This window comes from Geodermatophilus sp. SYSU D00758 (assembly GCF_054049955.1).
This window is the reverse complement of the sequence record NZ_JBJGYK010000005.1, coordinates 155,947-182,792: the sequence shown is the minus strand read 5'-3', so window position 1 is coordinate 182,792 and position 26,846 is coordinate 155,947. Positions and strand designations below refer to the sequence as shown.

Here is a 26,846-nt window from a genome sequence, read left to right as displayed (position 1 = left end):
CGACCGGGACCCCCGGCCCGCGAACGGCATCGCAGATCGCGCCACCGGTCGGCGGGTCACCGCCCGGGGACGTCCCCGTCCGCCACACCGGGCCGGGAGAGCCCGATCGGCGACGGTCGTCGTCTAGGTTGAGCGCCCGATGAGCCCGGCCCTCCCGGTCGGCCGGACGAGGAGCCCGACGGTGATCAGGTCCGCGCGCTGGGCGCACGCACTGCCCCTCGTGGTGCTGGCCCTGTTCGCGGGCGCCGACCTGCTCGCCGGGCCCGACCAGGTCCTGCTGGGGCTGGTCGTCGTCGCGCCGGTCGTGGCCGCCACCAGCCTGGGTCGCCGGGCGACCCTGGCCTACGCCGTCCTGGCCCTCGTGACGGCCGCGCTGCTGGGCATCTACGACGGCCAGTACGACCGGCGCGACATCGACGTCCACGTGGTCCGCCTGTTCGCCGTGGCCCTCGGGGGCGCGCTGGCCGTCGCGGCCAGCACGCTGCGGTTGCGCAGGGAGGAGGACGTCGCCCGGTTGAGCGCCGAGGCCGCCAGGACGGCCACGGTCGTCCAGCTGGCCGAGAACCTGCAGCGGGACCTGCTGGGCGCGCCACCGCAGGTCCGGTCGTGGGAGTCCGCCGTGCGCTACGTGCCGGCCAGCCAGCACGCGCAGGTCGGCGGGGACTGGTACGACGCCTTCCCCGACCCCGAGGGCCACACCGTGCTCGTCATCGGGGACGTCGCCGGCCACGGGCCCTCCGCGGCGGCGACGATGGCCCAGGCCCGGGGCATGCTCCGGGCCGTCGCCCAGTCCGTGGACGGGTCACCCGCCGCGCTGCTGTCGGCGCTGGACCGGGCCTTCGCCACCGTGGGCGTGCCGACGCTCATCACCGCGATCGTGGCCACCGCCGACCCGGGCCCGCAGCGCGGGGACGGCGGCCGCACGGCCCTGCTCCGCTGGTCGAACGCCGGCCACCCGCCGCCCGCGCTCCTGCGGGCCGACGGCCGCGCGGAGCTGCTGGAGCGCGACCCCGACCCGCTGCTCGGGCTGGCTCCCGGCGCCGCCCGCCACGACCACACCCTGCACCTGTGCCCGGGCGACACCGTGCTCTTCTACACCGACGGCCTGGTCGAGCGCCGCGGGGCGCCGATCGACGCGGGCCTGGCCTGGCTGACCGGCACGCTCTCGGGGCGCGCGTCCCGCTCGTTGGACGAGCTGTGCGACGGGCTGCTCGAGGAGATCGGGGGCCGGGTCGACGACGACGTGGCCCTGCTCGCCGTGCGGGTCCCGGGCCGCCGTTGACCCTCCGGTCTACCGCTCGTCCGGTGCCCGGCCCGCGTGGTCGACCAGCTCCCCCGCGCTGGCGGAGCGGCCGTCCGCACGCGCGCAGCTGGCGCAGCAGTAGAACGTGCCGTCGGCCTCGACGCCGTGACCGACCACCTTCACCCCGCAGTTCTCGCACACCGGCGCCAGCGCGTGGATGGCGCACTCGAAGCTGTCGAACGTGTGCACCGCACCGGCGGCGTGCACCTCGAAGCTGAGCCGGTAGTCGTTGCCGCAGACCTCGCAGCGGGCCATGGCGATCCCCTCCGTCGGCGTGCACGGTCGTCCGCCGCTCTACCCGGACCGGGGGCGCGGTAACGACCCCGCCGCCGGGAGGCCGGTCAGCGGGAGCAGTGCTCGACGACCGGCCGCTCCTCGCACACCACCGGGACCTCCGCGCGCTGCTGTGTCGCTCGCAGCGGCAGGTGAGGTCGGCCAGGCGGACCGAGGGAGCCCGGGGCGGCCGGCTCAGCCGGGGGCGACCGCCACCAGGGCGAAGCCGCGGCCGACCAGGTCGAGGAACCCGTCGGGGTCGTCGTCGGGACGCCAGGCGGCGAAGGCCGCCCCGAGGACGGCGGCGGCCGCGCCGGCCAGGAGGCCGGCCACGAGCGGGTCGTCGGGCCGCTGCCGGCGCACCCACGCGGTCAGCGCCGTCCCGACGTGCCCGTAGGCCGCCTGCTGGTAGGCGGCCAGCTCGGGGTCCTCGGTGAGCCGCCGCCGGACGGCGAGGGTGGCGGTGTGGGCGGTGAGGTACTCGCGGCAGACCGCACCGAGGGCGGCCCAGGGGTCGCCGGACCCCTCCGCCGCGGCGAGGAGGTCCGCGAGCCGCTGCGCGTCGTCCGGGTCGGGGTCGAAGAGCGCGGCGGCCTTGGTCGGGAAGTGGTTGAAGAACGTCCGCCGGGAGACCCCGGCCGCTGCGGCGATGTCGTCCACGGTCACCGCGGCGAACCCGTGCCGGCCCACGAGGTCCACGGCCGCGGCCTGCAGTGCACGCCAGCTCTCCCGGCGGCGCTGCTCGCGCACGGACCGCTCCCCCACGCGACGCAGGGTAGCGGGGGACACCCTCCGGCCCTAGGGTCCGCTGCACTCAGTGCAACGAGAGGGGACCCGGATGACCACCCGCCGACTCGAGGGCAAGGTCGCCCTCATCACCGGCGCCGCCCGCGGCCAGGGGCGTGCGCACGCCGTCCGGCTCGCCGCCGAGGGGGCCGACGTCATCGCCCTCGACGTGAACGCCGACGCCCGGACGACCGCCTATGCCGGACCGACGGCCGCGGACCTCGCCGAGACCGTCCGGCTGGTCGAGGCCCAGGACCGGCGGATCGTCGCCCGCGAGGCCGACGTCCGGGACTTCGCGGCCCTGTCCGCGGTGGTGGCCGACGGCGTGGCCGAGCTCGGCCGGCTCGACGTCGTGGTCGCCAACGCGGGCATCTGCTCGGCAGCCCTGTCGTGGGAGATCTCCCTCGAGCAGTGGCAGGAGACCCTCGACACGAACCTGACCGGGGTGTTCCACACCGCGAAGGCGACCGTGCCGGTCCTCCTCGAGCAGGGCACGGGCGGGTCGATCATCATCACCAGCTCGGTGGCCGGCCTGCGCGGGCTGCCCTTCCTCGGGCACTACGCGGCCAGCAAGCACGGTGTGGTCGGCCTGGCCCGCACCATGGCCAACGAGCTGGGGCAGCACGGCATCCGGGTCAACACGCTGCACCCGCACGGCGTCGCCACCGGCATGACCGTCCCGGACATGCAGCCGCTCATGGAGCGCTACGCCCCGACGCTCGGGCCGATCTTCATGCAGACGCTGCCCGACCAGGTGTCCCAGCCGGAGGACGTGGCGGCCGCGGTGGCCTGGCTGGCCTCCGACGACGCCCGCCACGTCACCGGAGTCGCGCTGCCCGTGGACCTCGGCACTCTCGCCCGCTGACCTCCGCGCCGGCGGCCGGGCGGGTCCCCGCGCGTGGCCCGGCGGTCGAGTGCGACGAACCCGTGGGCGTCAGGGGCTGATGGCCCCGGGTTCGTCGCACTCGACCAGCGGCGCGTCCCGGCCCGCGGGTACGGGAGGTCCGGCCCGGCCGGTCAGGCCGCGGCGGCCCCCCGCGCCTCCTCGGCCAGCGCGGCCAGCGCGGTGTCGAAGCACTCCCGCGGCGGCTGCACGAGCCCGGCGCCGACCTGCCCCGTGCCGGCGACCCGCCCGGCCATGCCGGTGTTGATCTGCGGCAGCCAGCCGGTGCGGGCGACGGAGAGGACGTCGATGCCGGTGGGCGCGCCGCGGAAGCCGAGGATCGGCACCTGCATCGCCGGGTTCTCGGTCAGGGTCACCTGGTACATCCGCTCGGTGGTGGCCAGCGCGTCGGGCACGGTGCCGCCCACGAACCGGACGATGGCCGGTGCCGCAGCCATGCAGAAGCCGCCGACGCCGTAGGTCTCCATGATCGCCGAGTCGCCGATGTCGGGGTTGGCGTCCTCGGGCCCGTAGTCGCCGAGGAACAGGCCCACCGGCGTCTGCGCCGGGCCGGTGAACCAGCGGTCGCCGGTGCCGGCGGTGCGGATGCCGAACTCGGTGCCGTTGCGGGACATGACGGTGACCATCGTCGACCCGGGGATCGAGCCGACGGCGTCGAGCGCGAGCTTCGCGGTCGGCATCCCGAGGTTGAGGAAGAAGTGCTCGTTGCCGCCGATGAAGCGCAGCACCGCGGCGATGTCGGAGGACGGCGCGTCGACGGCCACGACCGCCGGGGACAGCTCGCGCAGGGTCATCAGCGAGCCGGCCCGGTTGCGGTTGTGCCCCTCGTCGCCCATCTGGAGCATCTGGGCGAGCACGGCCTTGACGTCCAGCGGCTCGGCCATCGACCGCACCGCGGCGGCCAGCACCGGGCCGAGCACGTCGCGCATCCACCGCAGCCGGGTGAGCACCTCGTCGCCGTAGGCCCCCATCCGGAGCACCTTGCCCAGGCCCTCGTTGAGGTTGCAGAAGGCCTGCCCGCCGTGCACCGGGTCGGCCAGGCACCACATCCACATCGACGGGCTGGTCACCCCGGCCATGGGGCCGACCGTGCGGTGGTGGTGGCACGGGCCGAGGGCGATCTCCCCGGCGGCCAGCAGCCGCTCGGCCTCCTCGACCGTGCCGGCCCAGCCCTCGAACAGGCAGGCGCCGATGAGCGCTCCCCGCATCGGGCCGGAGGCCGTGTCCCAGGTCAGCGGCGGCCCGGAGTGCAGCAGGGTGCGGTCGGGCAGGTCGAGCACCTCGCGGGCGGGGCGGACGTCGACCAGCTGCGAGCCGGCGGCCACCAGGCGCTCGACCGCCGTCCGGTTGGCGACGGCCCGGCGCGGGTCGAGGGCGAGCGCGGCCAGGTCGGCCGGATCACCGAGGCCCGGCGGGCGCCAGTCGACGTCGTGCACCTCGGCGCCCTGGGCGCGGAGGGCGCCGGAGAAGACGTCGACGCCGGCCGCGACCACGGTGGGTGCGGCGGAGAGCAGGTCCGACAGGCTCACGAGGCGGCTCCCAGGAGCTCGAGGGCGTGCCGCGTGGCCGCGGCGTTGGAGGCGAAGACGGCGGCGCCCGCGGCGGCCAGGGCGTCGGCCTGCCGGGTCCAGCCCTGCGGGTCGGCCTCGGTGCCGACCAGCGCGACGACCACCGGCAGCGGGCGCGCCGAGGTCTCCCGGGCGGCCCGGAGCGCGGGCACGAGGGCGGCCGCGGGGTCGGCGTCGGCCCCGTACCCGAGGACGACGTCGAGCAGCACGACCGCCGGCTCCTCCCTCGCGGCGACCCCGGCCAGGGCCTCCAGCCGCAGGGTCGGGTCGATCATCGGGTGGGCGCGGCCCACGGTCAGGGCGTCGTCCCCGAAGTCGACGACCGTGTGCCCCGGGGCGGACAGGTCCGTACCGAGGTCGAGCTCGGGCCGCAGCGGGGTGTTGGACCGGATGTCCCCGAGCACCGGGGCGGCGACCAGCATCGCCTCGTCGGCGAGGGTGCCGCCGGAGTACAGCCCCTTGAGGACGGCGCCGGGCGCGGCCTGCGTGCCGTCACCGGGGCGGGAGGGCCAGGCGGGGACGGCGACGCCCAGGTCGCCCAGCAGCGCCTCCACCGCGGCGGTGAGGTCCGGGCTCTGCGGCGACAGCGCGGCCGAGCGCACCGGCACCGACAACCGGCCGGCCGCCTCCTCGACCGCGGCGGCCACGGACGGCGCCGGCGGCTTGGAGACCAGCAGCACCCGCTCGGTGGCCGGGTCGGCGTCCAGCGCCGCCAGCGCGTCGAGCGTGGCCAGGCCCCCGACGGCCTCGGACAGGTCGCGGCCCCCGACGCCGAGCACGTGCGAGACCCCGACCCCGGCCATGTCGAGCAGGCAGGACACCTGCTGCGCCCCGGTGCCCGACGCGGCGACCAGGCCCACCGGCCCCCGCCGGACCACGTTGGCGAAGCCGAGGGCGACGCCGGAGACGATCGCCGTCCCGCAGTCGGGGCCCATGACGAGCACCCCGGCGTGGTGCGCGGCGTGCTTGAGGGCCACCTCCTGCTCGACCGGCACCCCGTCGGAGAACACCAGCACGCTGCGGCCGGCGGCGATCGCGTCGGCCGCCTCCAGCGCCGCGTACTGCCCCGGGACGCTCACGATCGCCAGCGCGGCGGGACCGCCGGCGAGCGCGTCGAGCCCGGCGCCGGTGGTGCGGGCCGGGATGGCGTCGGCGCTCGTGCCCGCGCGCTCACGTGCGGCCAGGGCGGCGTCGACGGCGGCGACCGCGCCGGCCAGGACGTCCTCGTCGACGGCCTCGACGGCGATGAGCAGCTGGTCGGGCGAGGCGTCGCCGTCGGGGGCGAGCCCCATGTTCCCGGCGAGCTCCAGGTTGAGCGGGGTGGCCATCGCGACGAGGACGGCGGAGACGCCCTCGCGGGCGCCGATGTCGCGGCTGACCTGCATCAGCTTCACCGAGTCGGCGTAGACGCCACTGCGGAGGGTGACGTGCCGGGCCGTGCTGCCGGGGGGTGCGGAGCTCACCGGGCGACCGTACCGGGAAACTGCTTCAGCGGTGAGATATCAGGTCGGTGAAGATTTAGCGGTGAGGTACTTCCGGAGGCTCCCGGACGCGTGACAGATTGGCGCCTCTCCGGCCGCGGCGGGCCCGTCCGGCCGGGTCGGCGCAGGACACGAGGAGGCCGGGATGGCGTTCGGGTGGAAGCTCTACGGGGACGGCAAGACCCCGCCGTTGGGCGAGGCCGTCGCGCCCGACGAGCGGTTGTCGTGGCCGCGCACCGTGGGCATCGGGGCGCAGCACGTGGTCGCCATGTTCGGTGCGACCTTCGTCTTCCCCATCATCATGGGGCTCGACCCGAACCTCGCGATCATGATGAGCGGCGTCGCGACGATCATCTTCCTGCTCATCGTCAAGAACAAGGTGCCCAGCTACCTGGGCACCAGCGCCGCCTTCGTGGGCGGGGTCGCTGCGATCCGGGCGAACGGGGGTGACTCCTCCGACGTCGTGGGCGCGCTGCTGGTCGCCGGCGTCGTGCTCGCCCTCGTCGGCCTGGTCATCCACTTCGCCGGCCTCGGCGTGATCAACAAGGTGCTGCCGCCCGCCGTCACCGGTGCGGTGGTCATGCTGATCGGGTTCAACCTGGCCCCGGTCGCCGCGGGCATCTACTGGCCGCAGGACCAGTGGATCGCCCTGGCCACGATGACCTTCGTCATCGTCTGCTCGCTGGCGCTGCGCGGCTTCCTCGCCCGCATCTCCATCCTCCTCGGCCTGGTCTTCGGCTACCTGGTCTCGACGCTGTGGGACACGCTGGGTGGCCCCATCACCTCCCCGGACGGCACCGGCGAGGTCTCCACCCGGGACCGGATCGACTTCGGCGCGGTCGGCGCGGCCGACTGGTTCGGCCTCCCCGAGTTCACGTTCCCGACGTTCTCGCTGAACTACAGCCTGCTGGTCATCCCCGCCGTGATCGCCCTGGTCGCCGAGAACGCCGGGCACGTCAAGGCGGTCGCGGAGATGACCAAGCGCGACCTCGACCCGGTGATGGGCCGGGCGATCATGGGTGACGGCGTCGCCACCGTGGTCGCCACCTCGGTCGGCGGCTCGCCCACGACCACCTACGCCGAGAACATCGGCGTCATGGCCGCCACCCGCGTCTACTCGACCGCGGCGTACTACGTGGCCGCGCTCGTGGCCATCGCCCTGGGCCTGATCCCCAAGTTCGGCGCGCTGATCAGCATCGTCCCGGGCGGGGTTCTCGGCGGGATCACCGTCGTCCTCTACGGCATGATCGGCCTGCTCGGCGCGAAGATCTGGAAGGAGAACCGGGTCGACTTCGCCAACCCGATCAACCTCGTGCCGCTGGCCGCCGGGATCATCATCGGCATCGGCAACGTGACGCTGACCTTCTCCGACGAGTTCTCGCTGACCGGCATCGCGCTGGGCTCCATCGTGGCGGTCGCCGCCTGGCACCTGGCCCGCGTGCTGGCCCCCGCGGACATGAAGGCCGCCCTCACCCGCGAGGGAGCCCACCCGGCCGCGGCCACCACCTTCGGCCACGTGCACGGCGACGAGGTCAGCCCCGACCCGTCGTCGGTCGACGAGGTCGGCCGCCCCGGGGTGCCCGGCAGCCGGACGACGCGACAGGACAAGCTGACCAAGTGAAACCCGCCCCCTTCCGCTACGCCGATCCCCGGTCCCTCGACGAGGCCCTCGCCGTGCTCTCCGCCGAGGAGGGCGCCAAGGTGCTCGCCGGCGGCCAGTCGCTGCTCCCGCTGCTGTCGATGCGGCTGGCGGCGCCGGCCGTGCTCGTGGACATCAACCGGGTGCCCGGCCTCGGCGCCGTGGAGGCGACCGGGGACGGCGTGCGGGTGGGGGCGCTCGTCCGGCACGACACGCTGCTCCGCGACGAGGCCGCCGCCCGGGTCCAGCCGCTGCTGGCCCGGGCGACGGCGAACGTCGCCCACCCCGCGATCCGCAACCGCGGGACGACCGTCGGCTCCATCGCGCACGCCGACCCCTCCGGCGAGATGACCTCCGTCCTCGCCCTCACCGGCGGCTCGGTGACCGTCGCGACGCCGTCCGGCACGGACACGGTCGGCTGGCGCGACCTGTTCGTCGGGCCGCTCGAGACCTCGGTGACCGGCCCGGCCGTGGTCACCTCCGCCTTCTTCCCCGCCCTCCCGGAGCGGTCGGGGACCGCCTTCGCCGAGGTCGCCCGGCGCAAGGGCGACTACGCCGTCTGCGGCGCCGGCGTCGTCGTCACCCTCGACGGGGACCGCCGCGTGACCGCCGCCCGCGCCGCCTACGTCTCCGTGGGGCTGGTGCCGGAGGTGCACGACCTCACCGACGCCGTCGGCGGCGCACCCGCGGAGGAGGCCGACTGGGCCGCCGCGGGCGCCCTGGCCCGCTCCCTCGTCGAGCCCGACGGCGACATCCACGCCAGCGCCGACTACCGCCGGCTGCTGGTCGGCGTCCTGACCGAACGCACGCTCGCCTCCGCCGCCGCGGAGGCACTGGGGAAGGTGGCATGACCACGTCCGTCGACGCCGAACGCACCATCACCGTCACCGTCAACGGGGTCCCGCGGCAGGCCACCGTCCCGGTGCGCCGGTTGCTCTCCGACGCGCTGCGCCACGACCTCGGGCTGACCGGCACCCACGTCGGCTGCGAGCACGGCGTGTGCGGGGCCTGCACCGTGCTGGTCGACGGGGCGCCCGTGCGCTCCTGCCTGCTGCTGGCCGTGCAGGTCGACGGCGCCTCGGTCACCACCGTGGAGGGGCTGGCCCGCGAGGACCACTCCGGCTCGGGCGCGCCCGGCGGGCAGGTGCTGCACCCGGTGCAGGAGGCCTTCCGCGAGTGCCACGCCCTGCAGTGCGGGTTCTGCACCCCGGGCTTCCTGGTGACCATCGCCGCCGGCCTGGAGGCACGCGACACCGACGAGCCGATCACCGACGAGGAGGTCGAGGAGATCGTCGGCGGCAACCTCTGCCGCTGCACCGGCTACGCCAACATCAAGAAGGCCGTGCGGCACGCCGACGCGACGATGCGGGACGCCCGGTGACCGGCCCCGCAGGCCGCGGGAGGGGAAGCCGTGCCCACGTCCTGGGCGCCGGTACGGGGGTGGAGCATCCGATGCCTGGGCGTCAGGGGGGACGACGGTGACCACGAAGCTGTTCGGCGAGCCGGTCCGCCGCCGGGAGGACGCCCGGCTGATCACCGGCCGGGGCCGGTACCTCGACGACATCGGCAACGGCGCGCTGGCCGCGGCCTTCGTGCGCAGCCCGCACGCGCACGCCCGCATCACCGGCATCGACGTCGACGCCGCCCTGGACGTCGAGGGCCTGGTCGCCATCTACACCTACGAGGACCTCACCGGCCCGCTGGCCGAGCCGCTGCCGGTGCTCATCCCGCACCCGCAGCTGCACGCGCCGCGCACCGGGTACCCGCTGGCGAACGGGGAGGTCAACCACGTCGGCGAGCCGGTGGTCATGGTGGTCGCCACCGACCGGTACGTCGCCGAGGACGCCTGCGACCGCATCCTCGTCTCCTACGAGGAGCTGCCCGCGGTCGTGGGGGTGGATGCCGCCCGCACCGCGGGGGACGCCGTCCACGAGGAGATCCCCGACAACGTCGCCGCCCGGCACCACCAGGAGACCGGGGACGTCGAGCCGGCGCTGGCCGCCAGCCCGCACACCCTCTCCTTCACCCAGTACATCGAGCGCAGCGCCTGCATGCCCCTGGAGGGCAAGGGCGTGCACGCCCGCTGGGACCCCGACGACTCGTCCCTGCGGGTGCACACCAGCACCCAGGCCTCCACCTCGGTGCGCGCGGCGATCGCGGCGAAGCTCGAGCTCTCCCTCGACGCGGTCGAGGTCATCGCCCCCGACGTCGGCGGCGGCTTCGGCGTGAAGATCGTCCACCCGTGGCCGGAGGAGCTGCTGGTGCCGATGGCGGCGATCGCGCTGGGCCGCGAGGTCAAGTGGGCCGAGGACCGCCGCGAGCACTTCATCTCCTCGGCGCACGAGCGCCAGCAGCGCCAGGAGATCACCGTCGGGTACGACGACGAGGGCCGGGTCACCGCGCTCGACGTGCACATCTGGCACGACAACGGCGCCTACACGCCCTACGGGATCATCGTGCCGATCGTGACCGCCACCCAGCTGGTCGGTCCGTACGCGCTGCCCGTCTACCGGGTGGTGGTGGAGAGCGTCTACACCAACACGGTCATCGTGACCCCCTACCGCGGCGCCGGCCGGCCCCAGGGCTGCTACGCCATGGAACGGACGATGGACCGCATCGCCGACGCCCTCGGCCTGGACCGGGCCGTCGTCCGGGAGCGCAACCTCATCCGGCCCGACCAGTTCCCCTACGACCACCGCCTGACGTTCCAGGACGGCCGGCCGGTCATCTACGACTCCGGGGACTACCCCGGCCTGCTGACCAAGCTCAAGGACCTCGTCGGCTGGGACGCGATGGAGGAGCGCCGCCGCGACGCCGAGCGGCGCGGGAAGCTGCTCGGCGCCGGCATGGCCCTCTACGTCGAGGGCACCGGCCCCGGCCCCTACGAGGGCGGGCACGTCCAGGTGCTCGGCAGCGGCAAGGTGCTGGTCTCCACCGGCCTGACCAGCCAGGGGCAGGGCCACGAGACGGTGTTCGCGCAGATCGTCGCCTCCGAGCTCGGCGTACCGATCGAGGACGTCGAGGTCACCACCGGCGACACCCGCCGCTTCGGCTACGCGGTGGGCACCTTCGCCTCCCGCGCGGCGGTCATGAGCGGCAACGCGGTGGCCCTGGCCGCCCGCGGGGTGCGGCAGAAGGCGCTGCGGATCGCCGCCGACGCCCTCGAGGTCGACCCCGAGGACCTGGAGATCGACGAGGGCCTGGTGCAGGTCAAGGGGACGCCGGGCGCGTCGATCCCCCTGCGCACGGTCGCCGTCCTCTCCAACCCGCTGCGGTACGCCTTCGACGAGGCCGCCCGCCAGGCCACCCAGTTCGCCGGCCCGGCCGACGACTCCAAGCCGCCGGTGGCCGAGGGGGACGCCCCGGGGCTGGAGCACCGCGACTACTACTCGCCGATCCGCTCCACCTTCGCCTCCGGCGCGCACGCCGCGGTGGTGGAGATCGACCCGGAGACCTGGGAGATCGACGTCGTCACCTACGCGGTCGTGCACGACTGCGGCAACGTGGTGAACCCGATGATCGTCGAGGGGCAGGTGCACGGCGGGGTCGCGCAGGGCGTCGGCGGGGCGCTCTACGAGCGGATGGCCTACGACGCCGACGGACAGCTGCAGAACGCCTCGTTCATGGACTTCCTCATGCCCTACGCCAGCGAGGTCCCCGACGTGGTGATCGACCACCAGGAGACGCCCTCGCCGCTCAACCCGCTGGGCATCAAGGGGGCCGGCGAGGCCGGCGTCATCCCCGGGACGGCGGCGATCGCCTCGGCGCTCGAGGACGCCACCGGCCGGCGCATCGCGGCGATGCCGCTGTCCCCCACCCAGCTCTACGACCTCGTGCGCGACGAGACGACGGAGCGGACCGCGCAGGCGGCCCGCAGGACAGGAGTGCCCGCGTGAACCTCGACGGCTCAGCCGTGCTGCACGCCGACCCCGAGCGGGTCTGGTCGGTCATCACCGACCCGGCGGTGCTGGCCCGCACGATCCCCGGCTGCGAGTCGCTGGAGCAGACCGGCGAGGACAGCTACCGGATGAACGTCTCGGTCGGCGTCGGTGCCGTGCGCGGCACCTACGCCGGGGAGGTGCGGCTGTCGGACAAGGACCACCCGAAGTCCTACGTCATGCACGCCTCCGGCGCCGGCGCCCCGGGCAACGCGCGGGCCACGGTCACCATCGGGCTGGAGCCGGCCGACGGCGGGACGACGACGCTGACCTACTCCGCCGACGCCGTGGTCGGCGGCCCGGTGGCCGGCGTGGGCCAGCGGATGATGACCGGCGTCGCCAAGCGCATGGCCGGGCAGTTCTTCTCCGCCATCGACGACGAGCTGACCGGGAAGGCGGCCCCGGCGCCCGCGCCGGCCGAGCCGCGGCCCTCGGCCGCCGCGGTGAGCGAGACGGGGGTGGCGGCGCCCGAGGCGGCCGCCGCCGCTCCCGCCGCGCCGCAGGTCTTCGCCGGGCGCGCGGCCGCGGCGCCGGCCGCGGTCGGCGGAGAGGTCCGCACCCTCGCCCTCGGGGCGGTGGGCGGGGCCGCGCTCACCCTCATCGGCGTGCTGGTCGGCTACCGCCTGGGCCGCCGCGCCTGAGCCGCCGCCGGGCCGGCCCCGGGGAACCGCGCCGGGCCGGCCCCGGGGGACCGCGCCGCGGGCCCCCTCCCGACCCGGGAGGGGGCCCGCGGCCGCGTCCGGCGCGGGGCGCGAGGGCGACGAACCCGTGGCCCTCGCGGCCCGATCACCACGAGTGCGTCGCACTCGCCCGCCGGGCTCGCACTCGCCCGCCCGGCCGGCAGCGGCGGCCGCGCCGGGTGCGCGCGGCGTCGCTCAGCCGGCCCGGCGGTCCTGCAGCGCCGGGTAGTCGGTGTAGCCCTCGGCGCCGGGGCTGTAGAACAGGTGCGGCCGCGGCTCGTTCTCCGGGTGCTCGCCCGCCCACCGCTCGACGAGGTCCGGGTTCGCGATCACCGCACGGCCCACGGCGACGGCGTCGGCGTGCGCGGCCTCGACCAGCGCCACCGCCTCCGCGCGGGTCGTGACCGAGCCGAAGCCGCTGTTGACCACCAGCGGCCCGCCGAAGCGGCGGCGCAGCTCCTGCACGAGGTCGCCCGCCGGTTCGCGGTGCAGCACCGACAGGTAGGCCAGGCCCAGGGGGCGCAGCTGGTCGAGCAGGGTGCCGTAGGTGGCCCGGGCGTCGTCCCGGTCGGTCTCGAGGGCGTCCTGGATGTCGTGCTCGGGCGAGATGCGCAGGCCGACGCGGCCGGCGCCGATCGCCGCGGCCACCGCCGTCACCACCTGGACGACGACGCGGGCGCGGTTCTCCGGTGACCCGCCGTACTCGTCGGTGCGCACGTTGGACGCCGGGGACAGGAACTCGTGCAGCAGGTAGCCGTTGGCGCCGTGGATCTCCACGCCGTCCAGCCCGGCCTCGACCGCCCGGCGGGACGCGGCCACGAAGTCGGCCACGGTCGCCCGAACCTCCTCGACGGTCAGGGCGTGCGGCACCGGGTAGGGCTGCTTGCCCTTCTCGGTGTGCCCCGCGCCGTCGATGGCGATCGCGCTGGGGGCCACCACGCGCCGCCCGCCGTTGACGTCGGGGTGGGTGACCCGCCCACCGTGCATCACCTGCAGGACGGCGCGGCCGCCGCGGGCGTGCACCGCGTCGGCGACCCGCCGCCAGCCGGCGACCTGCTCGTCGGTGACGATGCCGGGCTGGCCGACGAAGGCCTGGCCCTCGTGGTTCGGGTAGGTGCCCTCGGTGACGACCAGCCCCACGCCGGCGCGCTGCCGGTAGTGCTCGACGACGAGGTCGCCGGGCACGCCGGAGGCTCCCGAGCGCATCCGGGTCAGCGGGGCCATGACGACGCGGTTGGCGAGCTCGAGGTCGCCCAGGGTCACGGGGGAGAAGAGGTCCACGGGGGATGCCGACGTCCCGGGGTGCCCGGCCATTCCGCAACGCGACCGGCATCACGCGCGGCCGGCCCGGCCGGTGGGTGCCCGGGAGACCGGGACCCCCGGCGTGCCCGCCGGCGCGCGGACGTGGCCGCGGCGTCGCTGCCCGTTGCCGACACGCGGTGGGGTTCCCCGCCCGGTTCCCGGCCGGTCGCGCGGTCCCGCCGGCCGGGAGGGCGGGACCCGCGCTGGTCGGCGCGGCGGTGCCCCGGCCGGGCCGGTCCGGCGAGGGCCGCGACGGCGACGGACCGGTCCGGCACGAGCGATTGTCACGGGATGGTCACGCCCCTACCGTGACTGCGTCCGGCCGGTCGTCACCTCCCCAGCCGGGGAGGCCGCGCCGGATGCCGCCGAGTCGCACCCACCGCGGTGGGGCGAGCCGGGGACCCACCTGCACCACCGGGGTGAGTCCCACCCCCGAGCCCGCTCGGAGGTGGGTAGGGCACTCCCAGCCCGAACCCGTCAGCTGACCTGGTAGGCGGCCAGGGGAGAACGGAGAACCATCCGCCCGGGGCCCTCAGAGGCCCGCGGCGCCGCAGTCCGGGCCCGTCGCGCCCCGGCTGCGCATCCAGCAGGCCCCAGCCGCCCCGCTGCACCGAGCCGCGGCGCCCGCGTGCGCCGTGCCGGAGCCGTTCCGCGCTCCAGGAGGTGCAGCGCGCCGGTGGCTGGCCCCTGCCCGTCCAGGCCTCGTGCCGCGTTGCCCTGTCCTGCGCCGGGCCGTCCTCCGACGGACGCGCGCCCGGTCACCGCACACCCCAGGAGATCTCTCCGATGCACGGAACGACCCTGCACGCCCCCACCCAGCACGACACCACCGACGCGATCCGGCCGCCCCGCGGTCGCCGCGCCCTGCGCCTGCTGACCGCGGTCGGCGCCCTGTCCCTGGCCGTCACCTTCGCCGGCCAGTCGGTCGCCCAGGCCGCCCCCGGCGACGACCGCGGCGGCGACCGCGGCGGCTGGTCGCAGGACCGGGACGGCGACCGCGGGAGCTGGCGCGGCGGCGCGGAGCCGGCCGTAGAGGCAGCAGCCGCCCCCGCACCGGCGCCCGCGCCGGCACCGGCCCCGGCTCCCGCACCGGCCCCCGCACCGGCACCGGCCCCGGCCGGCGGCACCGAGCAGGCGTACAAGGACTACGCGCGGTCCGCGCTCGGCGGCGACGCCGCGCAGTTCTCCTGCCTGGAGCAGCTGTGGGAGCGGGAGAGCAGCTGGAACCCGGACGCGCAGAACCCGACCAGCACCGCGTACGGCATCGCCCAGTTCCTCGACTCCACGTGGGCCGGCACCGGCATCGCCAAGACGTCGGACCCGTACCGGCAGATCGACGCGGGTCTGATCTACATCGAGAACCGCTACGGCAGCGCCTGCGCTGCCTGGAGCCACTTCCAGGCCAACAACTGGTACTGACCGGCACGACCGAGGGCCCTCCCCTGCAGGGGAGGGCCCTCGGCCCGGCCGGCTAGGCCACCGCTCGGCGGCGGGTGACCAGCGCCCCGGCGACGGTGGCGACGACGACCCACCCGGCGAGGACCAGCGCCGGCGTGGCCCCCGACCCGGTCTCCGCCAGCCGCAGGACCGCCGCGGTCGGGTCGAGCTTCTCGGTGATCTCGGGGCGGAAGGCCTGCACGACGGGCATCACGCCCAGCACCACGAGGTAGGTGCCGGTCAGGGCAGCGGGCGCGTTGGCGACCGCGGCGCCGATGCCGGCCCCGGTGACGGTGAACGCCGCGCCGGAGACGACGGCCACGGCGAGCACCCGCCCGACGCCGTCCCAGGCCGCCGTCGGCTCGAACACGGCCAGGACGCCGGCGGAGGCGGCCGCCGAGACGGCGGCCAGCCCCGCCCCGAGCAGGACCAGGGCCGCGGCCTTGGCGGCGAGCACCCGGCCCCGCTGCGGGGTGAGCAGGAACGTCGTCTGCACGGTGCGGTGGGTCCACTCCCCGGCGGTGGAGAGCACGCCCAGGGCCAGCAGCACCAGCGCGGTGAGCATGCCCATCATCGCCAGCGGCGACGCGACCGCGATGAGCGGGTCCTCGCTGACGGCCGAGGCCAGTGCCGCACCCGCGGGGGGCAGCAGCGCCGCTGCCAGGGCCACGGCGCGGCCGGACCGGGTGGACAGGGACTTGCGGACCTCGAGGCCCACGAGGGTGGCCGGGCCGGCGGCGCCCGTGCGGACGGCCGGGCGGTGTGCGGTGGACGGCGGGGTGAGGACGGCGGTCACGGTGCGCTCCTTGCGGTGGTCGGGGTGTGCGGTGGGCGGCCGCTCAGGCGGCCGCGGTGAGCTGGAAGAAGAGGTCCTCGAGGCCGTGCTGCGCGGGGCGCAGGTCGACCAGGGCGAGGCCGGCGGAGGCGGCGACCGCGCCCACCTGGGCGGGGGTCGCGCCGGGGACGGTCAGCCGGCCGTCGGGCTCGGCGGTGACGGCGTGCCCGCGGGCCTCGAGCAGCGCCCGCAGGTCGGCCGGGCGCTCGGCGCGGACGACGGTCCCGTCGGCACCGAGCAGCTCGGAGACGGAGCCGTCCGCCACGATCCGGCCCCCGCCGATGACCAGGAGCCGGTCCACGGTGTGCTCGACCTCGCCCAGGAGGTGGCTGGAGAGCAGCACCGTCCCGCCGCGGGCGGCGTGCCCGCGCAGCAGGTCGCGCATCCAGCGGATCCCCTCCGGGTCCAGGCCGTTGGCGGGCTCGTCGAAGACCAGCACCGGCGGGTCGGCCAGCAGCGCGCCGGCGATGCCGAGCCGCTGGCGCATGCCGAGGGAGTAGCCCCCGACCCGGCGGTGCCCGGCGTCGGCCAGCCCGACCAGGTCCAGCACCTCGTCGACCCGGCCGGCCGGCACGCCGATCGCGGCGGCCAGCAGCCGCAGGTGCGTCCGCCCGGTGCGGCCGGGGTGCACGGCCGAGGCGTCGAGCAGGGTGCCCATGACGGCGCCGGGGTTGGGCAGCTGCGCGTAGGGCCGGCCGTCGACCAGGGCGGTGCCGGAGGTGGCCGGGACCAGGCCGGTCATCATCCGCATCGTCGTGGACTTGCCGGCCCCGTTCGGGCCGAGGAAGCCGGTGACGGTGCCCGGCTCCAGGGTGAAGGACACGTCGGCGACGACGGTGCGCTCGCCGTACTGCTTGGTCAGGCCGCTGACCTCGATCATCGGGGGTTCCTCCTCGGGGTGTCCGCTTCGGGGAGGAGCCTGTCGCGGGGCGGCCGGTCCCCGCGTCGGCCGGGCGGCCAGGACCGGGGTCGCCGGGAGTCGCGACCGCGTCATCCGGAAGTGGACACCCGCTCCGACCACCGGCCGACCCGGGGGCGGGCGGCGCCCCCCTAGGCTCCCGCCGTGGGCATCCGCGAGCGCGTCCGGCCGGGGCTGCGCCGGCGCGGCGTGGCCCTCGAGGTCCTCATCGCGCTGGTGTCGGGGCTCAGCGTGGCCGCCGGCGCCGGGACGCCGGACGCCGTCCTGCCCGATGCGGTGCTGGCCGCGGGCGCCGCCGTCCTGGCCCTGCTGCTCCTGCTGCTGCGCCGCCGCGCGCCGCTGGTCCCCTTCGCCCTGGCGGCCCTCCTCACCGCGACCGCCCCCGCGATCGCCGCGGCGCTGCCCTTCACCTCCTACGCGGTGGGCCGGTGGGAGGACCGGTGGCCGGTGCGCTGGGCCGCCGCGGTGGCCGCCGCGGTCGCGCTGTTCCGGCCGTGGAGCCCCGGCACCTGGGAGGACGTCGTCGGGGCGGTCGGCGCCCTGGGGTTGGCGGTGCTCCTGCCGGGCGCGGTCGGCGCCTGGGTGCGGACCCGCGCCGAGCTCATGACCGCGCTCACCGAGCGGGCCGAGCGGGCCGAGGCCGAGCGCGAGCTGCTCGCCCGGGACGCCGTCCTGACCGAGCGGACCCGCATCGCCCGCGAGATGCACGACGCGGTCGGCCACCGGGTGAGCCTCATGGTGCTGCAGGCCGGCGCGATCGAGGTCGCCGCCGGGGACCCGGCCCGGGTGGAGCAGCTCGCCGCCCAGGTGCAGACGGCCGGGCGGCAGGCGCTGGAGGAGCTGCGCCAGATGGTCGGCGTCCTCCGCGGCGGGGAAGCCGGCGAGGCGGCACCGCTGGGCCCGCAACCGGGCCTGGTCGACCTGCCCGCGCTCGTGCGCGACGCCCGGGAGGCGGGCCTGCCGGTGGAGCTCGCCGGGTCCGCGGCGGGCCCGGTCGACCCCGCGGCGGGCCGGGCGGCCTACCGGATCGTGCAGGAGGCGCTGACCAACGCCGGCAAGCACGCCCCCGGCGCGCCGGTCACGGTGGCCGTCGAGCAGCCCGACGGCGAGCTGCTGGTCCGCGTGGTCAACCGGGCCCCGGCCGCCGCCCCCGAGGCCCCGGTCTCCGGCGGCTACGGGCTGGTGGGGCTGGCCGAGCGGGTGCGCACGCTGGGCGGCCGGTTCCGCGCCGAGCCGCGGCTGGACGGCGGGTTCGTGGTGGAGGCGGTCCTGCCCGCCGGACCGGACGGGAGATCATGAGCGACATCCGCGTGCTGCTGGTCGACGACGAGGAGCTGGTGCGCTTCGGCCTGCGCACCGTGCTGGAGTCGGTGGGCGGGTTCGAGGTGGTCGGTGAGGCCGGGGACGGTGCGGCCGGCGTGCGGGCCGCCCGCGAGCTGCGGCCCGACGTCGTGCTCACCGACATCCGGATGCCGGGGACCGACGGGCTGGAGGCGACGCGGCAGATCCTGGCGCTGCCGGACCCCCCGCAGGTCGCCGTCCTCACGACCTTCCACCTCGACGAGTACGTCTACGCGGCGCTCGCCGCCGGGGCGGCGGGCTTCCTGCTCAAGGACACCCCGCCGCGGGAGATCGCCGCCGCCGTCCGGGCGGTGGCCGACGGCACCGCCGCCCTCTCCCCCGCCGTGACCGCGGCGCTCATCGACTCCTACGTCGACCGGCGGGCCGCCCCCCGCCGGGCCGCCGCGCAGGAGCGGGTCGCCGCCCTCTCGGAGCGGGAGCGCGAGGTGCTGCGCCTGCTGGGGACCGGCGAGCCGAACGCCGGCATCGCCGGCCGGCTGTTCGTCAGCGAGGCGACGGTCAAGACCTACGTCTCCCGGCTGCTGACCAAGCTCGACCTGGCCAACCGCACCCAGGCGGCGATCCTCGCCCACGAGGCCGGCCTGCTCGAGGACTGACCCGGTCCACCGGCCCGGCTGACCACCGGACCGACGGTGATCACGGGGATCTCGCCGGCCCGGGGGGCGTGCCGCCGCGTGTCACCGGCAAGAAGCCCATGATCACGGCGGAGGGGGCGGTCCGGCGGGGGCAGGGGGTGGTCCGGCGGGGGCGGGGGGCGGTCAGGCCGCGACGGTCTCCATCGCCTCGGCGGTGAGCCGGGCCGAGCGCAGCCGGCCCTCGACCCCGGGCACCTGGTGGGCGACGATCAGCTCGTCGGCGCCGGCCTCGCGGGCGAAGGCGGTCAGCTGCTCCCGCACCTCGGCCGGGGTGCCCAGGGCGGTGTGGGTGAGCATGGTGTCCACGTGCCGGCCGGCGCCGGAGGAGAGCAGCAGCTCGGCCTCGTCGTCGGAGAGCGACCGGCCCTGCCCGAACAGCCCGACGGCCAGGTTCCGGCGGACGGCGGCGAACGCGTCCTCCGCGGCGGCGCGGCTGTCGGTGGCCACGACGTTGACCCCGGCGATCACGTACGGCTCCGCGAGCTGCTCGGAGGGCCGGAACTCCCGCCGGTAGGCCTCCACGGCCGGGCGCAGCATCGCCGGGGCGAAGTGCGAGGCGAAGGCGTACGGCAGGCCGAGGGCCGCGGCGAGCGTGGCGCCGAACATCGAGGAGCCGAGCACGTAGAGCGGGACGTCGGAACCCTTCCCCGGGATCGCGTCGACACCGGGCACCCGCGACCGGCCGGTGAGGTAGCCCTGCAGCTCCAGCACGTCCTGCGGGAAGCGGTCGGCGGAGGCCGGGTCGCGGCGCAGCGCGTACATCGTGTTCTGGTCCGACCCCGGTGCCCGGCCCAGCCCCAGGTCGATCCGGCCCGGGTACATGGCCTCGAGGGTGCCGAACTGCTCGGCGATGGTCAGCGGGGAGTGGTTGGGCAGCATGACGCCGCCGGCGCCGAGCCGGATCGTCGAGGTCTGCGCGCCGACGTGCGCGATGAGGACGCTGGTCGCCGACGAGGCGATGGTCGGCATGTTGTGGTGCTCGGCGTACCAGACCCGCCGGTAGCCGGCCTCCTCCGCCGTCCGGGCCAGCGCGACGCTGGCGGCGATGCTGTCGGACGCGGTCCCGCCACGGGCGATCGGCGCCAGGTCGAGCACGGACAGGGGCACGGTCATGCGGGCACTCCTCGGTCACGGCGTCGGTGCGCACGGGGCACCCCACGCGCACGGTCTGACCGCTGCAACCGGCCCCGCGGCCGGCTCCTTCCCGGCGGCCGCCCGCCCCGGAGGGGTGAACCGGCCCACGCCCCGCTCCAGCAGGGGACCCGGACGGCCGAGAGAGGGGGCAGACGAGAGGGGGCCCCATGCGCAGACAGCGCACGGCAGCCGAGGAGCAGATCGCCGAGCTGCTGGTCACGGCCAAGAGGTCCCTGCACCTGTCGGTGGCCTTCCTCAGCCGGCTCGACGGCACCACCCAGCACCTGGAGGTCGTCGAGTCCTCGGTGCCGGTGCTCGTGCAGGAGAAGGCCCGGGTCCGGCAGGACACGTCCTTCTGCCAGGCCATCCTCGACGGGCGGCTGCCCGCCGTCATCCCCGACGTGACGCGGTTCCCGGAAGCCATGGCGCTGCCGTCCGCGCGGATCCCCCGGATCCGCAGCTACGTGTCCACGCCGGTGCGGCTCTCCGACGGCAGCCTGTACGGGACCTTCTGCGCCTTCGGGTTCACCTCCGACGAGGAGCTGGGCAGGCGTGACGAGGCCCTCATGGAGGTCCTCGCCTCCGCCGCCTCGGTGATCATCGAGCCGGAGGTCCGGGCGCAGCAGGAGCGGGACGCGGTCGAGGGGCGGTTGGGACCGGTCGTCGAGGCCGGGGGCCCCGTGGTCGCGCTGCAGCCGATCGTCGACCTGGCCAGCGGCCGGCGGGTGGGCGCCGAGGCGCTGTCCCGGTTCCCCGCGGAGTGGGGCCTGGCACCGGACGTGGTGTTCGAGCAGGCCCACCGCATCGGCTGGGGGCACCGGCTGGAGCTGCTCGCCCTCGCCCGCGCCGCCGCCCACCTGGAGCGGGTCGGCGGTTACGTGGCGATGAACGTCTCCCCCGAGACCCTGCTGCGGCCGGAGTGCGCCGACCTGCTCCGCGGCCTGCCCCTGGACCGCGTGCTGCTCGAGCTCTCCGAGCACGAGGCGGTCGAGGACTACGACGCGCTGACCGCGGCGCTGGGCCCGTTCCGGGCCGCCGGGATGCGGCTGGCCATCGACGACGTCGGCGCCGGGTTCTCCTCGCTGCGGCACATCGTGGTCACCTCCCCCGACGTCATCAAGCTCGACCGCAGCGTGGTGACCGGCCTGGGCGCGGACCCGGTCCTGTCCACCCTGGTCTCCTCGCTGGTCACCTTCGGCCGCGGCTGCGGTGCCGCGGTCGTCGCCGAGGGCGTGGAGACCGCGGAGGACGCCGCGGCGCTGCTCGCCCTGGGCGTCGACCTGGGCCAGGGCTGGTACTTCGGCCGGCCCGGCCCGCCGGAGGCCCTGGACGCCGCGGAACCCGCGGTCCCCGCGGTCCGCGCGGTCCGCGAGCCGGTCGTCCCGGTCAGCCGCTGACCCCGTCGTACTCGGGCCCCACCGCGCCGGTCCGCAGCTCACCGGCCCGCCGGTAGGTCAGCAGCAGCACGCCGGTCGGCGTGACCTCGTGCGCGGTCAGCTCCCACCCACCGGGCACGGCGCCGCTGCCGAACAGCCGCTTGCCCCTCCCCACGACCACCGGTGCGACGACCAGCCGCAGCTCGTCGACGAGGTCGGCGCGCAGCAGCGTCTGGAGGAGCCCGGGCGACCCGTGCACCTGCAGCTCGCCGCCGTCGGTGGCCGTGAGGGCGCGCACGGCCTCGACGACGTCCCCCTCGACGAGCCGGGCGCCCGCCCAGTCGAGGGTGGTCAGCGTGCGCGAGGCCACGTGCTTGGGTCTGGTGTTCAGCCCGGCGGAGACCGCATCCCCCTCCACGGGCACCTGCGGCCAGGCGGCGGCGAAGATCTCGTAGGTGCCGCGGCCGAGCAGGAAGTCCTGGGCGCCGCCGAACCAGGCGTCCATCCGCGCGCCGAGGGTCTCCTCGAAGTGCGGGACCAGCCAGCCGCCGGCGCGGAAGCCGCCGGAGGTGTCCTCGTCCGGTCCACCGGGCGCCTGGCAGACCCCGTCCAGCGTCAGGAACATCGTGGCGACGAGCGGTCGCATGGTGGGTCCTCCTCGGGTGCGGTCCGGTCACCCCCTCCGACCGCCCCGGGCCGGCGGACTCATCGCCGGCGGGCACGGTGCCGTCAGCCCTCGACCAGCACCTCCACGGTGGGGTAGCCGGACGCGCCGTCGGGCGCCACGGGGGTGCGCCGGTCGGTCTGCGTCTCCCCCAGGCCGTCGGTCGCCCGGGCGGCGATGACGTGCCGACCCGGTGAGGCGTCCCAGGGCAGGTACCACTGCCGCCAGACGTCGACGTCGTAGGCCGCGGCGAGCTCGGCCTCCCGCCACGGGCCGCCGTCGACGCTGACCTCGACCCGCTCGATGCCCCGGGTGGGCGCCCAGGCCACCCCGGCGATCGGCTGCCGACCGGCGGTGACCACCCCCGGTCGGGGGACGTCGATGCGGGCCTGGGTCTTGATCGGTCCCTCCTTGGCCCAGCCGCGGGGGATCCAGTAGCCCTGCACCTCGTCCCACCCCGCCAGCTCGATCGCGGCCAGCCACTTGGTCGCCGACACGTAGCCGTACAGCCCGGGCACGACCAGCCGCGCCGGGAAGCCGTGCTCGGCCGGCAGCGGCTCACCGTTCATCGCGACGGCGACCATGGCCTCCTCGACGTCCAGCGCGGTCACCGTCGGGAATCCCGCGGTGAACCCGTCGACCGAGCGACCGACGACCTGGGTGGCGCCGTCCTGCAGGCCGGCCCGCTCCAGCAGCGCGCGCAGCGGCACGCCCTGCCAGCGGGCGGTGCCGACGAGGTCTCCGCCGACCTCGTTGGAGACGCAGGCGAGGGTGATGTCCGCCTCGATCTGCGGCAGCTCCAGCAGGTCGGCGTAGGTGAGCGCGTAGGGGGCGTCCACCCGCCCGCGCACCTCCAGCTGCCACCCCTCGGGGTCCACGGTCGGAACCCGCAGCGCGGTGTCGATGCGGTAGAACTCGTCGTTCGGGATGAACAGCGGGGTCAGCCCGGGGATGTCCAGGGTCGCGCCCGGGGGCACCGGCCCGGCCTGCCGCACGGGCACCGGCAGCCGGATGGCCGCGCGCAGCTCGGTGAGCCGCTCGCGCCCGGTCAGCAACCAGCCCCCGACGCCGGCGACGGCCGCGGCGGCCAGGGTCGCGCCGGCCGCGACGAGGAACCGTCGCCGCTCCCAGGGGCCCGCCGTCGCCGGCGTGGCGCCGGCGGGTGCCGGCGGCGCCTCCGCCGGCGGCCCGTCGGCGCGGGGGCGGGCGGAGGCGAGGGCGAGCAGCCACCACAGGACGCCGATCCCGGCGGCGGCGCCGAGCAGGCCGGACACGACGGTGAGCGGGAGGGACCCCTGCGGGTCGGCGGCGGCCGCCGTGACGCCGAGGCCGGCGAAGAGCAGGATCCCGGCCGCGCCGGCGGTGAACCACCGCCGGGCGAGGACACCGAGCAGCGCGCCGACCGCCGCTGCGACGACGAGGATCCCGGTGATCAGAGCCGGCTTGTCCGCCGTGCCGAGGGTGGCGATCGCCTGCCGCTCCAACCAGCCGGGCACGCTGTCGACCACCGCGTCCCCCACGGCGACCACCAGCGACGGGACCCGGTCCAGCCAGCCGCCGACCAGCTCCTCGACGCCGAGCGCTGCGGCGGTGGCGACCAGGCCGGCCACCGCCGCGGGACCGCGGCCGACCCGGTCGGGGGTCCGGACCGGCGCGCCGGGTGGCTCGTGACCGGTCACCTGCGGGGGGCTCTCGCTCACGGGTACCCGGTGACCCACGGCTCGGGACGGGACACGTGCCGCGCCGTTTCGACGCGGACTCGTCACAGTGGCGCGGCCGCACCCCGGCGCCCGTGCTCAGGCGGCCAGCGCCACCTGCCGGTCGGCGGCCGAGACCAGGGCCGCGTAGCGGCCGCCCGCGGCGAGCAGCTCCTCGTGGGTGCCGGTCTCGACCACCCGGCCGGCGTCCAGGACGGCGATGCGGTCGGCGCCGCGGACCGTGGAGAGCCGGTGCGCGATGGTGATCGTCGTCCGCCCCCGGCCGGCCTCGTCCAGGGCCTCCTGGACCGCGCGCTCGGTCGTGGTGTCGAGCGCGCTCGTCGCCTCGTCGAGCACCAGCACCCGCGGGTCGCGCAGCAGCGTGCGCGCGATGGCCAGCCGCTGCTTCTCCCCGCCGGAGAACCGGTGCCCGCGGGCGCCGACGACGGTGTCGTAGCCGTCGGGCAGCGCCGCCACCACCTCGTGCACCCGGGCCAGGCGGGCGGCGGCCTCGATCTCGTCGTCCGTGGCGCCGGGCCGGGCGTGCCGGAGGTTCTCCCGCACGGTGGTGTGCAGCAGGTAGGTCTCCTGGGCGACGACGCCGACGAGCCGGGCGACGGTGGCCAGCGGGAGGTCGCGCAGGTCGACACCGTCGATGCGCACCCGCCCGGCGGTCGGGTCGGCGAGCCGGGCCACGAGCGAGGCCAGCGTGCTCTTGCCCGACCCGGTCGCCCCGACCAGCGCGAGCGACCGGCCGGCGGGCACGGTCAGGTCGACGCCGTCCACGGCGGGCCGGTGCCCGTCGGGGTAGGTGAACGACACGCCCTCGAAGGCGACCTCGCCACGCGCCCGCGCCGGGTCGAAGGGGACCGGGGAGACCGGGTCGTCGACGTCCACCGGCAGGTCCAGGTACTCGAACACCCGGCTGAACAGCGCCATCGAGCTGGTCACCGAGACGCCGACGTCGAGCAGCCCCATGAGCGGGCGGAACAGCGCGCCCTGGAGGGTGGTGAAGGCGACCAGCGTGCCGATGGTCATGCCACCGGAGGTCGCGGGCAGGCCCGCGACCAGGTAGATCAGCGCCGGGATGCCGGCGAAGACGATGCTCATGGTGGCCATCCGCCAGCGGCCGGCCAGCTGGGAGCGCACCTCCAGGCCCACGAGGTCGGCCGACGTCGCCGCGAACCGCCGGGACTGGGCCGGCCCGGCACCCAGCGTCTTGCCGAGCAGCACGCCGCTGACGCTCAGCCCCTCCTCCACCTGGGCGTGCAGGTCGGCGAGGTGCCGCTGCCGCTGGGCGGTCACCGCGCGCCGCATCCGCGCCACCTTGCGGGTGAGCAGCACAGCGGGCGGGAGGACGACGAGGGACAGCAGCGACAGCCGCCACGACAGGGCCACCATCGCGACCACCGTGCCGACCACCGTGGTCGCGTTGGCGGCCAGGGACGTCGCGGTGGAGGTCACCACCGACTGCATCCCGCCGATGTCGTCGGTCAGCCGGGACTGCACCTCGCCGCCGCGGGTCCGGGTGAAGAAGCCCAGCGACTGGCGCTGCAGGTGCTCGAAGACCGCCGTCCGCAGCCCGTGCATGACCCGCTGGCCGACGGTGGTCGACAGCCAGGTCTGCACCACCCCGAGCACGGCGGTGCTCGCCGCGACGCCGAGCATCCCCGCCACCACGAGGACCAGCAGCCCGACGTCCTGCCGGGGGATGGCCTCGTCGATGACCAGCCGGACGAGGAACGGCGTCGCCAGCGCGACGGCGGAGGAGGCGACGATGAGGGCCACCACGACCGCGACCTGCCGGCGGTAGGGGTGGAAGAGCGCGGTCACCCGGCGCAGCGGCACCGGGGAGCGCTCGAGCTGGGCGCGGTCCGCGGGGTCGACGGTGCGCCCCGACCGCCCCCGGCCCCCGGGCCGGTCCGTGCTCTCGATGACGACCACCTCCGAGATGGTGAGGCTACCTCACGGTGAGGCAACCTCGATTCTCTCGCTAGCATTCCCCCGTGCGCGAGGACGAGGACACCGCCGCGCTCGGCGACCTGCTCATGCGGGCCGCGCGGGCCCAGCGCCGCCGCTGGCGGGACGCCCTGGCGCCCTGGGACCTCTCCCCCCACCAGGCCCGCGCGCTGCGCGTCGTGTGCGGCTCCGGCGGCACCCGCCCCTCCGACCTCGCCGAGGCGCTGCGGATCGCGCCCCGATCGGCCACGGAGGTCGCCGACGCACTGCAGGCCCGCGGGCTGGTCGAGCGGCTGCCCGACCCCACCGACCGGCGGGCCGTCGTCCTGCGGCCGACCCCGGCGGGGCGGCGGGTGCAGGCCGAGGTGGACGCCGCGCGGGCCGCCGACAGCCGGGCCCTGTTCGGGCGCCTGGACCCGGCCGACCGGGCGGCGCTGGCCCGCGCGCTGCGCCGGCTCGCCGAGGACTGACCGCACGCCCGGCGGAGTGCCACCATCGACACCGTGAGCGAGCCGGTGCGGCCCGAGGACCTGCGGGTGTCCGACCCCGAGCGGGCGGTCGTGCAGGAGCGGCTGCGCCGGGCGGTGGCGGCCGGGCAGCTGGACCTGCACGAGTTCGACACCCGGGTGCAGTCGGTGTGGGCGGCGCGGACCCGCGGCGAGCTGGCCCGGGTGACCCGCGACCTGCCCGAGCCGCCTCCCCCGCCGCCGGCCCCGAAGCCGCCCCCGCCGCTCGGCCGGGCGTTCTCCCACGACGCGGCCGGCACGGCCATGCGGGTGCTCACGATCGTGTTCGCGAGCATCGCGGCGGTGAACCTCGTGGTGTGGGGCCTGGTCGCGGGGACCACCGACGCCTCGGTGCACGCGTGGTGGGTGTGGACGGCCGGCCCGCCCGCCGCCGCGCTCGCCGTGCTCTACCTGGTCGGCATCGGCCGGCCGCGCCGCTGACGCCGGT

The 26,846-nt window shown here is 76.3% G+C and carries 24 protein-coding genes and 1 riboswitch; of the genes, 13 read left to right on the top strand and 11 right to left on the bottom strand.

Annotated features, from left to right (window positions below):
• Positions 1-181: 181 nt before the first annotated feature.
• Entirely contained in the window at positions 182-1,282 is a 1,101-nt protein-coding gene (locus ACI8AC_RS05970) for a PP2C family protein-serine/threonine phosphatase (protein WP_456896143.1), read from the top strand.
• 9 nt (positions 1,283-1,291) lie between these two features.
• On the opposite strand, the gene ACI8AC_RS05965 is transcribed toward ACI8AC_RS05970, so the two are convergent.
• Both ACI8AC_RS05965 and ACI8AC_RS05960 read right to left on the bottom strand, forming a co-directional pair.
• Positions 1,292-1,558 carry a hypothetical protein gene (locus ACI8AC_RS05965; RefSeq protein ID WP_456896141.1) on the bottom strand — a complete coding sequence of 89 codons (267 nt, stop codon included), beginning with the start codon at positions 1,556-1,558 and terminating at the stop codon, positions 1,292-1,294.
• Positions 1,559-1,771: 213 nt separating this feature from the next.
• A complete protein-coding gene (locus tag ACI8AC_RS05960; protein WP_456896139.1) occupies positions 1,772-2,341 on the bottom strand; it encodes a TetR/AcrR family transcriptional regulator in 570 nt (189 codons plus the stop codon).
• Positions 2,342-2,414: 73 nt separating this feature from the next.
• On the opposite strand from ACI8AC_RS05960, the gene ACI8AC_RS05955 reads away from it, so the two are divergent.
• Positions 2,415-3,227, top strand: a complete 813-nt coding sequence (locus tag ACI8AC_RS05955; protein ID WP_456896137.1) for a mycofactocin-coupled SDR family oxidoreductase — start codon at positions 2,415-2,417, stop codon at positions 3,225-3,227.
• Positions 3,228-3,379: 152 nt separating this feature from the next.
• Here ACI8AC_RS05955 and ACI8AC_RS05950 read toward each other — a convergent pair whose 3' ends face one another.
• On the bottom strand, positions 3,380-4,795 hold the full coding sequence (locus ACI8AC_RS05950) for a DUF1116 domain-containing protein (protein ID WP_456896135.1): 1,416 nt from the start codon (positions 4,793-4,795) through the stop codon (positions 3,380-3,382).
• Positions 4,792-6,297 carry an FdrA family protein gene (locus tag ACI8AC_RS05945; RefSeq protein ID WP_456896133.1) on the bottom strand — a complete coding sequence of 502 codons (1,506 nt, stop codon included), beginning with the start codon at positions 6,295-6,297 and terminating at the stop codon, positions 4,792-4,794. Before ACI8AC_RS05945 ends, ACI8AC_RS05950 begins: the two co-directional genes overlap by 4 nt.
• Positions 6,298-6,460: 163 nt before the next feature.
• On the opposite strand from ACI8AC_RS05945, the gene ACI8AC_RS05940 reads away from it, so the two are divergent.
• The 5 genes from ACI8AC_RS05940 to ACI8AC_RS05920 all read left to right on the top strand — a co-directional run bounded on the left by ACI8AC_RS05940 (position 6,461) and on the right by ACI8AC_RS05920 (position 12,533).
• Positions 6,461-7,936 (top strand): uracil-xanthine permease family protein, encoded by a 1,476-nt coding sequence (locus ACI8AC_RS05940; RefSeq protein WP_456896131.1) that lies wholly within the window; start codon positions 6,461-6,463, stop codon positions 7,934-7,936.
• Positions 7,933-8,805: an FAD binding domain-containing protein gene (locus ACI8AC_RS05935; RefSeq protein WP_456896129.1), complete on the top strand. Its 873-nt coding sequence runs from the start codon at positions 7,933-7,935 to the stop codon at positions 8,803-8,805. Before ACI8AC_RS05940 ends, ACI8AC_RS05935 begins: the two co-directional genes overlap by 4 nt.
• Positions 8,802-9,335 carry a (2Fe-2S)-binding protein gene (locus ACI8AC_RS05930; protein WP_456896127.1) on the top strand — a complete coding sequence of 178 codons (534 nt, stop codon included), beginning with the start codon at positions 8,802-8,804 and terminating at the stop codon, positions 9,333-9,335. Before ACI8AC_RS05935 ends, ACI8AC_RS05930 begins: the two co-directional genes overlap by 4 nt.
• 97 nt (positions 9,336-9,432) lie before the next feature.
• Positions 9,433-11,850: an aerobic carbon-monoxide dehydrogenase large subunit gene (gene cutA / locus ACI8AC_RS05925; protein WP_456896125.1), complete on the top strand. Its 2,418-nt coding sequence runs from the start codon at positions 9,433-9,435 to the stop codon at positions 11,848-11,850.
• Positions 11,847-12,533, top strand: coding sequence for a CoxG family protein (locus ACI8AC_RS05920; protein WP_456896123.1), 687 nt, complete (start codon positions 11,847-11,849; stop codon positions 12,531-12,533). The genes cutA and ACI8AC_RS05920 overlap by 4 nt, the downstream gene beginning before the upstream one ends.
• Before the next feature lie 234 nt (positions 12,534-12,767).
• Here the strand turns inward: ACI8AC_RS05920 and ACI8AC_RS05915 are convergent, their stop codons facing one another.
• Positions 12,768-13,853 (bottom strand): alkene reductase, encoded by a 1,086-nt coding sequence (locus tag ACI8AC_RS05915; RefSeq protein WP_456896121.1) that lies wholly within the window; start codon positions 13,851-13,853, stop codon positions 12,768-12,770.
• Positions 13,854-14,227: 374 nt separating this feature from the next.
• A riboswitch (cyclic di-AMP (ydaO/yuaA leader) is annotated at positions 14,228-14,385 on the top strand.
• A gap of 275 nt (positions 14,386-14,660) precedes the next feature.
• Here ACI8AC_RS05915 and ACI8AC_RS05910 point away from each other — a divergent pair.
• Positions 14,661-15,293, top strand: a complete 633-nt coding sequence (locus tag ACI8AC_RS05910; RefSeq protein ID WP_456896119.1) for an aggregation-promoting factor C-terminal-like domain-containing protein — start codon at positions 14,661-14,663, stop codon at positions 15,291-15,293.
• A gap of 52 nt (positions 15,294-15,345) precedes the next feature.
• Here ACI8AC_RS05910 and ACI8AC_RS05905 read toward each other — a convergent pair whose 3' ends face one another.
• Positions 15,346-16,107, bottom strand: a complete 762-nt coding sequence (locus ACI8AC_RS05905) for a hypothetical protein (RefSeq protein ID WP_456896117.1) — start codon at positions 16,105-16,107, stop codon at positions 15,346-15,348.
• A gap of 43 nt (positions 16,108-16,150) precedes the next feature.
• Positions 16,151-17,026, bottom strand: coding sequence for an ABC transporter ATP-binding protein (locus ACI8AC_RS05900; RefSeq protein WP_456896115.1), 876 nt, complete (start codon positions 17,024-17,026; stop codon positions 16,151-16,153).
• A 183-nt stretch (positions 17,027-17,209) separates the two neighbouring features.
• Between ACI8AC_RS05900 and ACI8AC_RS05895 the strand changes: the two genes are divergently transcribed.
• Together ACI8AC_RS05895 and ACI8AC_RS05890 are read left to right on the top strand one after the other, a co-directional pair.
• The gene (locus ACI8AC_RS05895; protein WP_456896113.1) at positions 17,210-18,364 is read left to right on the top strand and encodes a sensor histidine kinase; all 1,155 of its coding nucleotides are present in this window, start codon (positions 17,210-17,212) and stop codon (positions 18,362-18,364) included.
• Complete coding sequence (locus ACI8AC_RS05890) at positions 18,361-19,023, top strand: response regulator transcription factor (protein WP_456896111.1); 663 nt, start codon at positions 18,361-18,363, stop codon at positions 19,021-19,023. The genes ACI8AC_RS05895 and ACI8AC_RS05890 overlap by 4 nt, the downstream gene beginning before the upstream one ends.
• Before the next feature lie 162 nt (positions 19,024-19,185).
• On the opposite strand, the gene ACI8AC_RS05885 is transcribed toward ACI8AC_RS05890, so the two are convergent.
• Positions 19,186-20,175 carry an LLM class flavin-dependent oxidoreductase gene (locus ACI8AC_RS05885; protein ID WP_456896109.1) on the bottom strand — a complete coding sequence of 330 codons (990 nt, stop codon included), beginning with the start codon at positions 20,173-20,175 and terminating at the stop codon, positions 19,186-19,188.
• A 188-nt stretch (positions 20,176-20,363) separates the two neighbouring features.
• Here ACI8AC_RS05885 and ACI8AC_RS05880 point away from each other — a divergent pair, with 188 nt between their 5' ends.
• Positions 20,364-21,593: an EAL domain-containing protein gene (locus ACI8AC_RS05880; RefSeq protein WP_456896107.1), complete on the top strand. Its 1,230-nt coding sequence runs from the start codon at positions 20,364-20,366 to the stop codon at positions 21,591-21,593.
• On the opposite strand, the gene ACI8AC_RS05875 is transcribed toward ACI8AC_RS05880, so the two are convergent.
• From ACI8AC_RS05875 to ACI8AC_RS05865, 3 genes are all read right to left on the bottom strand, one after another.
• On the bottom strand, positions 21,583-22,218 hold the full coding sequence (locus tag ACI8AC_RS05875; protein WP_456896105.1) for a dihydrofolate reductase family protein: 636 nt from the start codon (positions 22,216-22,218) through the stop codon (positions 21,583-21,585). The two genes, ACI8AC_RS05880 and ACI8AC_RS05875, sit on opposite strands and share 11 nt — an antisense overlap.
• Positions 22,219-22,301: 83 nt before the next feature.
• Positions 22,302-23,936: a molybdopterin-dependent oxidoreductase gene (locus ACI8AC_RS05870; protein WP_456896103.1), complete on the bottom strand. Its 1,635-nt coding sequence runs from the start codon at positions 23,934-23,936 to the stop codon at positions 22,302-22,304.
• A gap of 96 nt (positions 23,937-24,032) precedes the next feature.
• On the bottom strand, positions 24,033-25,877 hold the full coding sequence (locus tag ACI8AC_RS05865; RefSeq protein WP_456896101.1) for an ABC transporter ATP-binding protein: 1,845 nt from the start codon (positions 25,875-25,877) through the stop codon (positions 24,033-24,035).
• Between the two features lie 62 nt (positions 25,878-25,939).
• On the opposite strand from ACI8AC_RS05865, the gene ACI8AC_RS05860 reads away from it, so the two are divergent.
• Positions 25,940-26,362 (top strand): MarR family winged helix-turn-helix transcriptional regulator, encoded by a 423-nt coding sequence (locus tag ACI8AC_RS05860; protein WP_456896099.1) that lies wholly within the window; start codon positions 25,940-25,942, stop codon positions 26,360-26,362.
• Between the two features lie 33 nt (positions 26,363-26,395).
• Complete coding sequence (locus ACI8AC_RS05855; protein ID WP_456896097.1) at positions 26,396-26,839, top strand: DUF1707 SHOCT-like domain-containing protein; 444 nt, start codon at positions 26,396-26,398, stop codon at positions 26,837-26,839.
• The last annotated feature ends 7 nt before the right edge of the window (positions 26,840-26,846 follow it).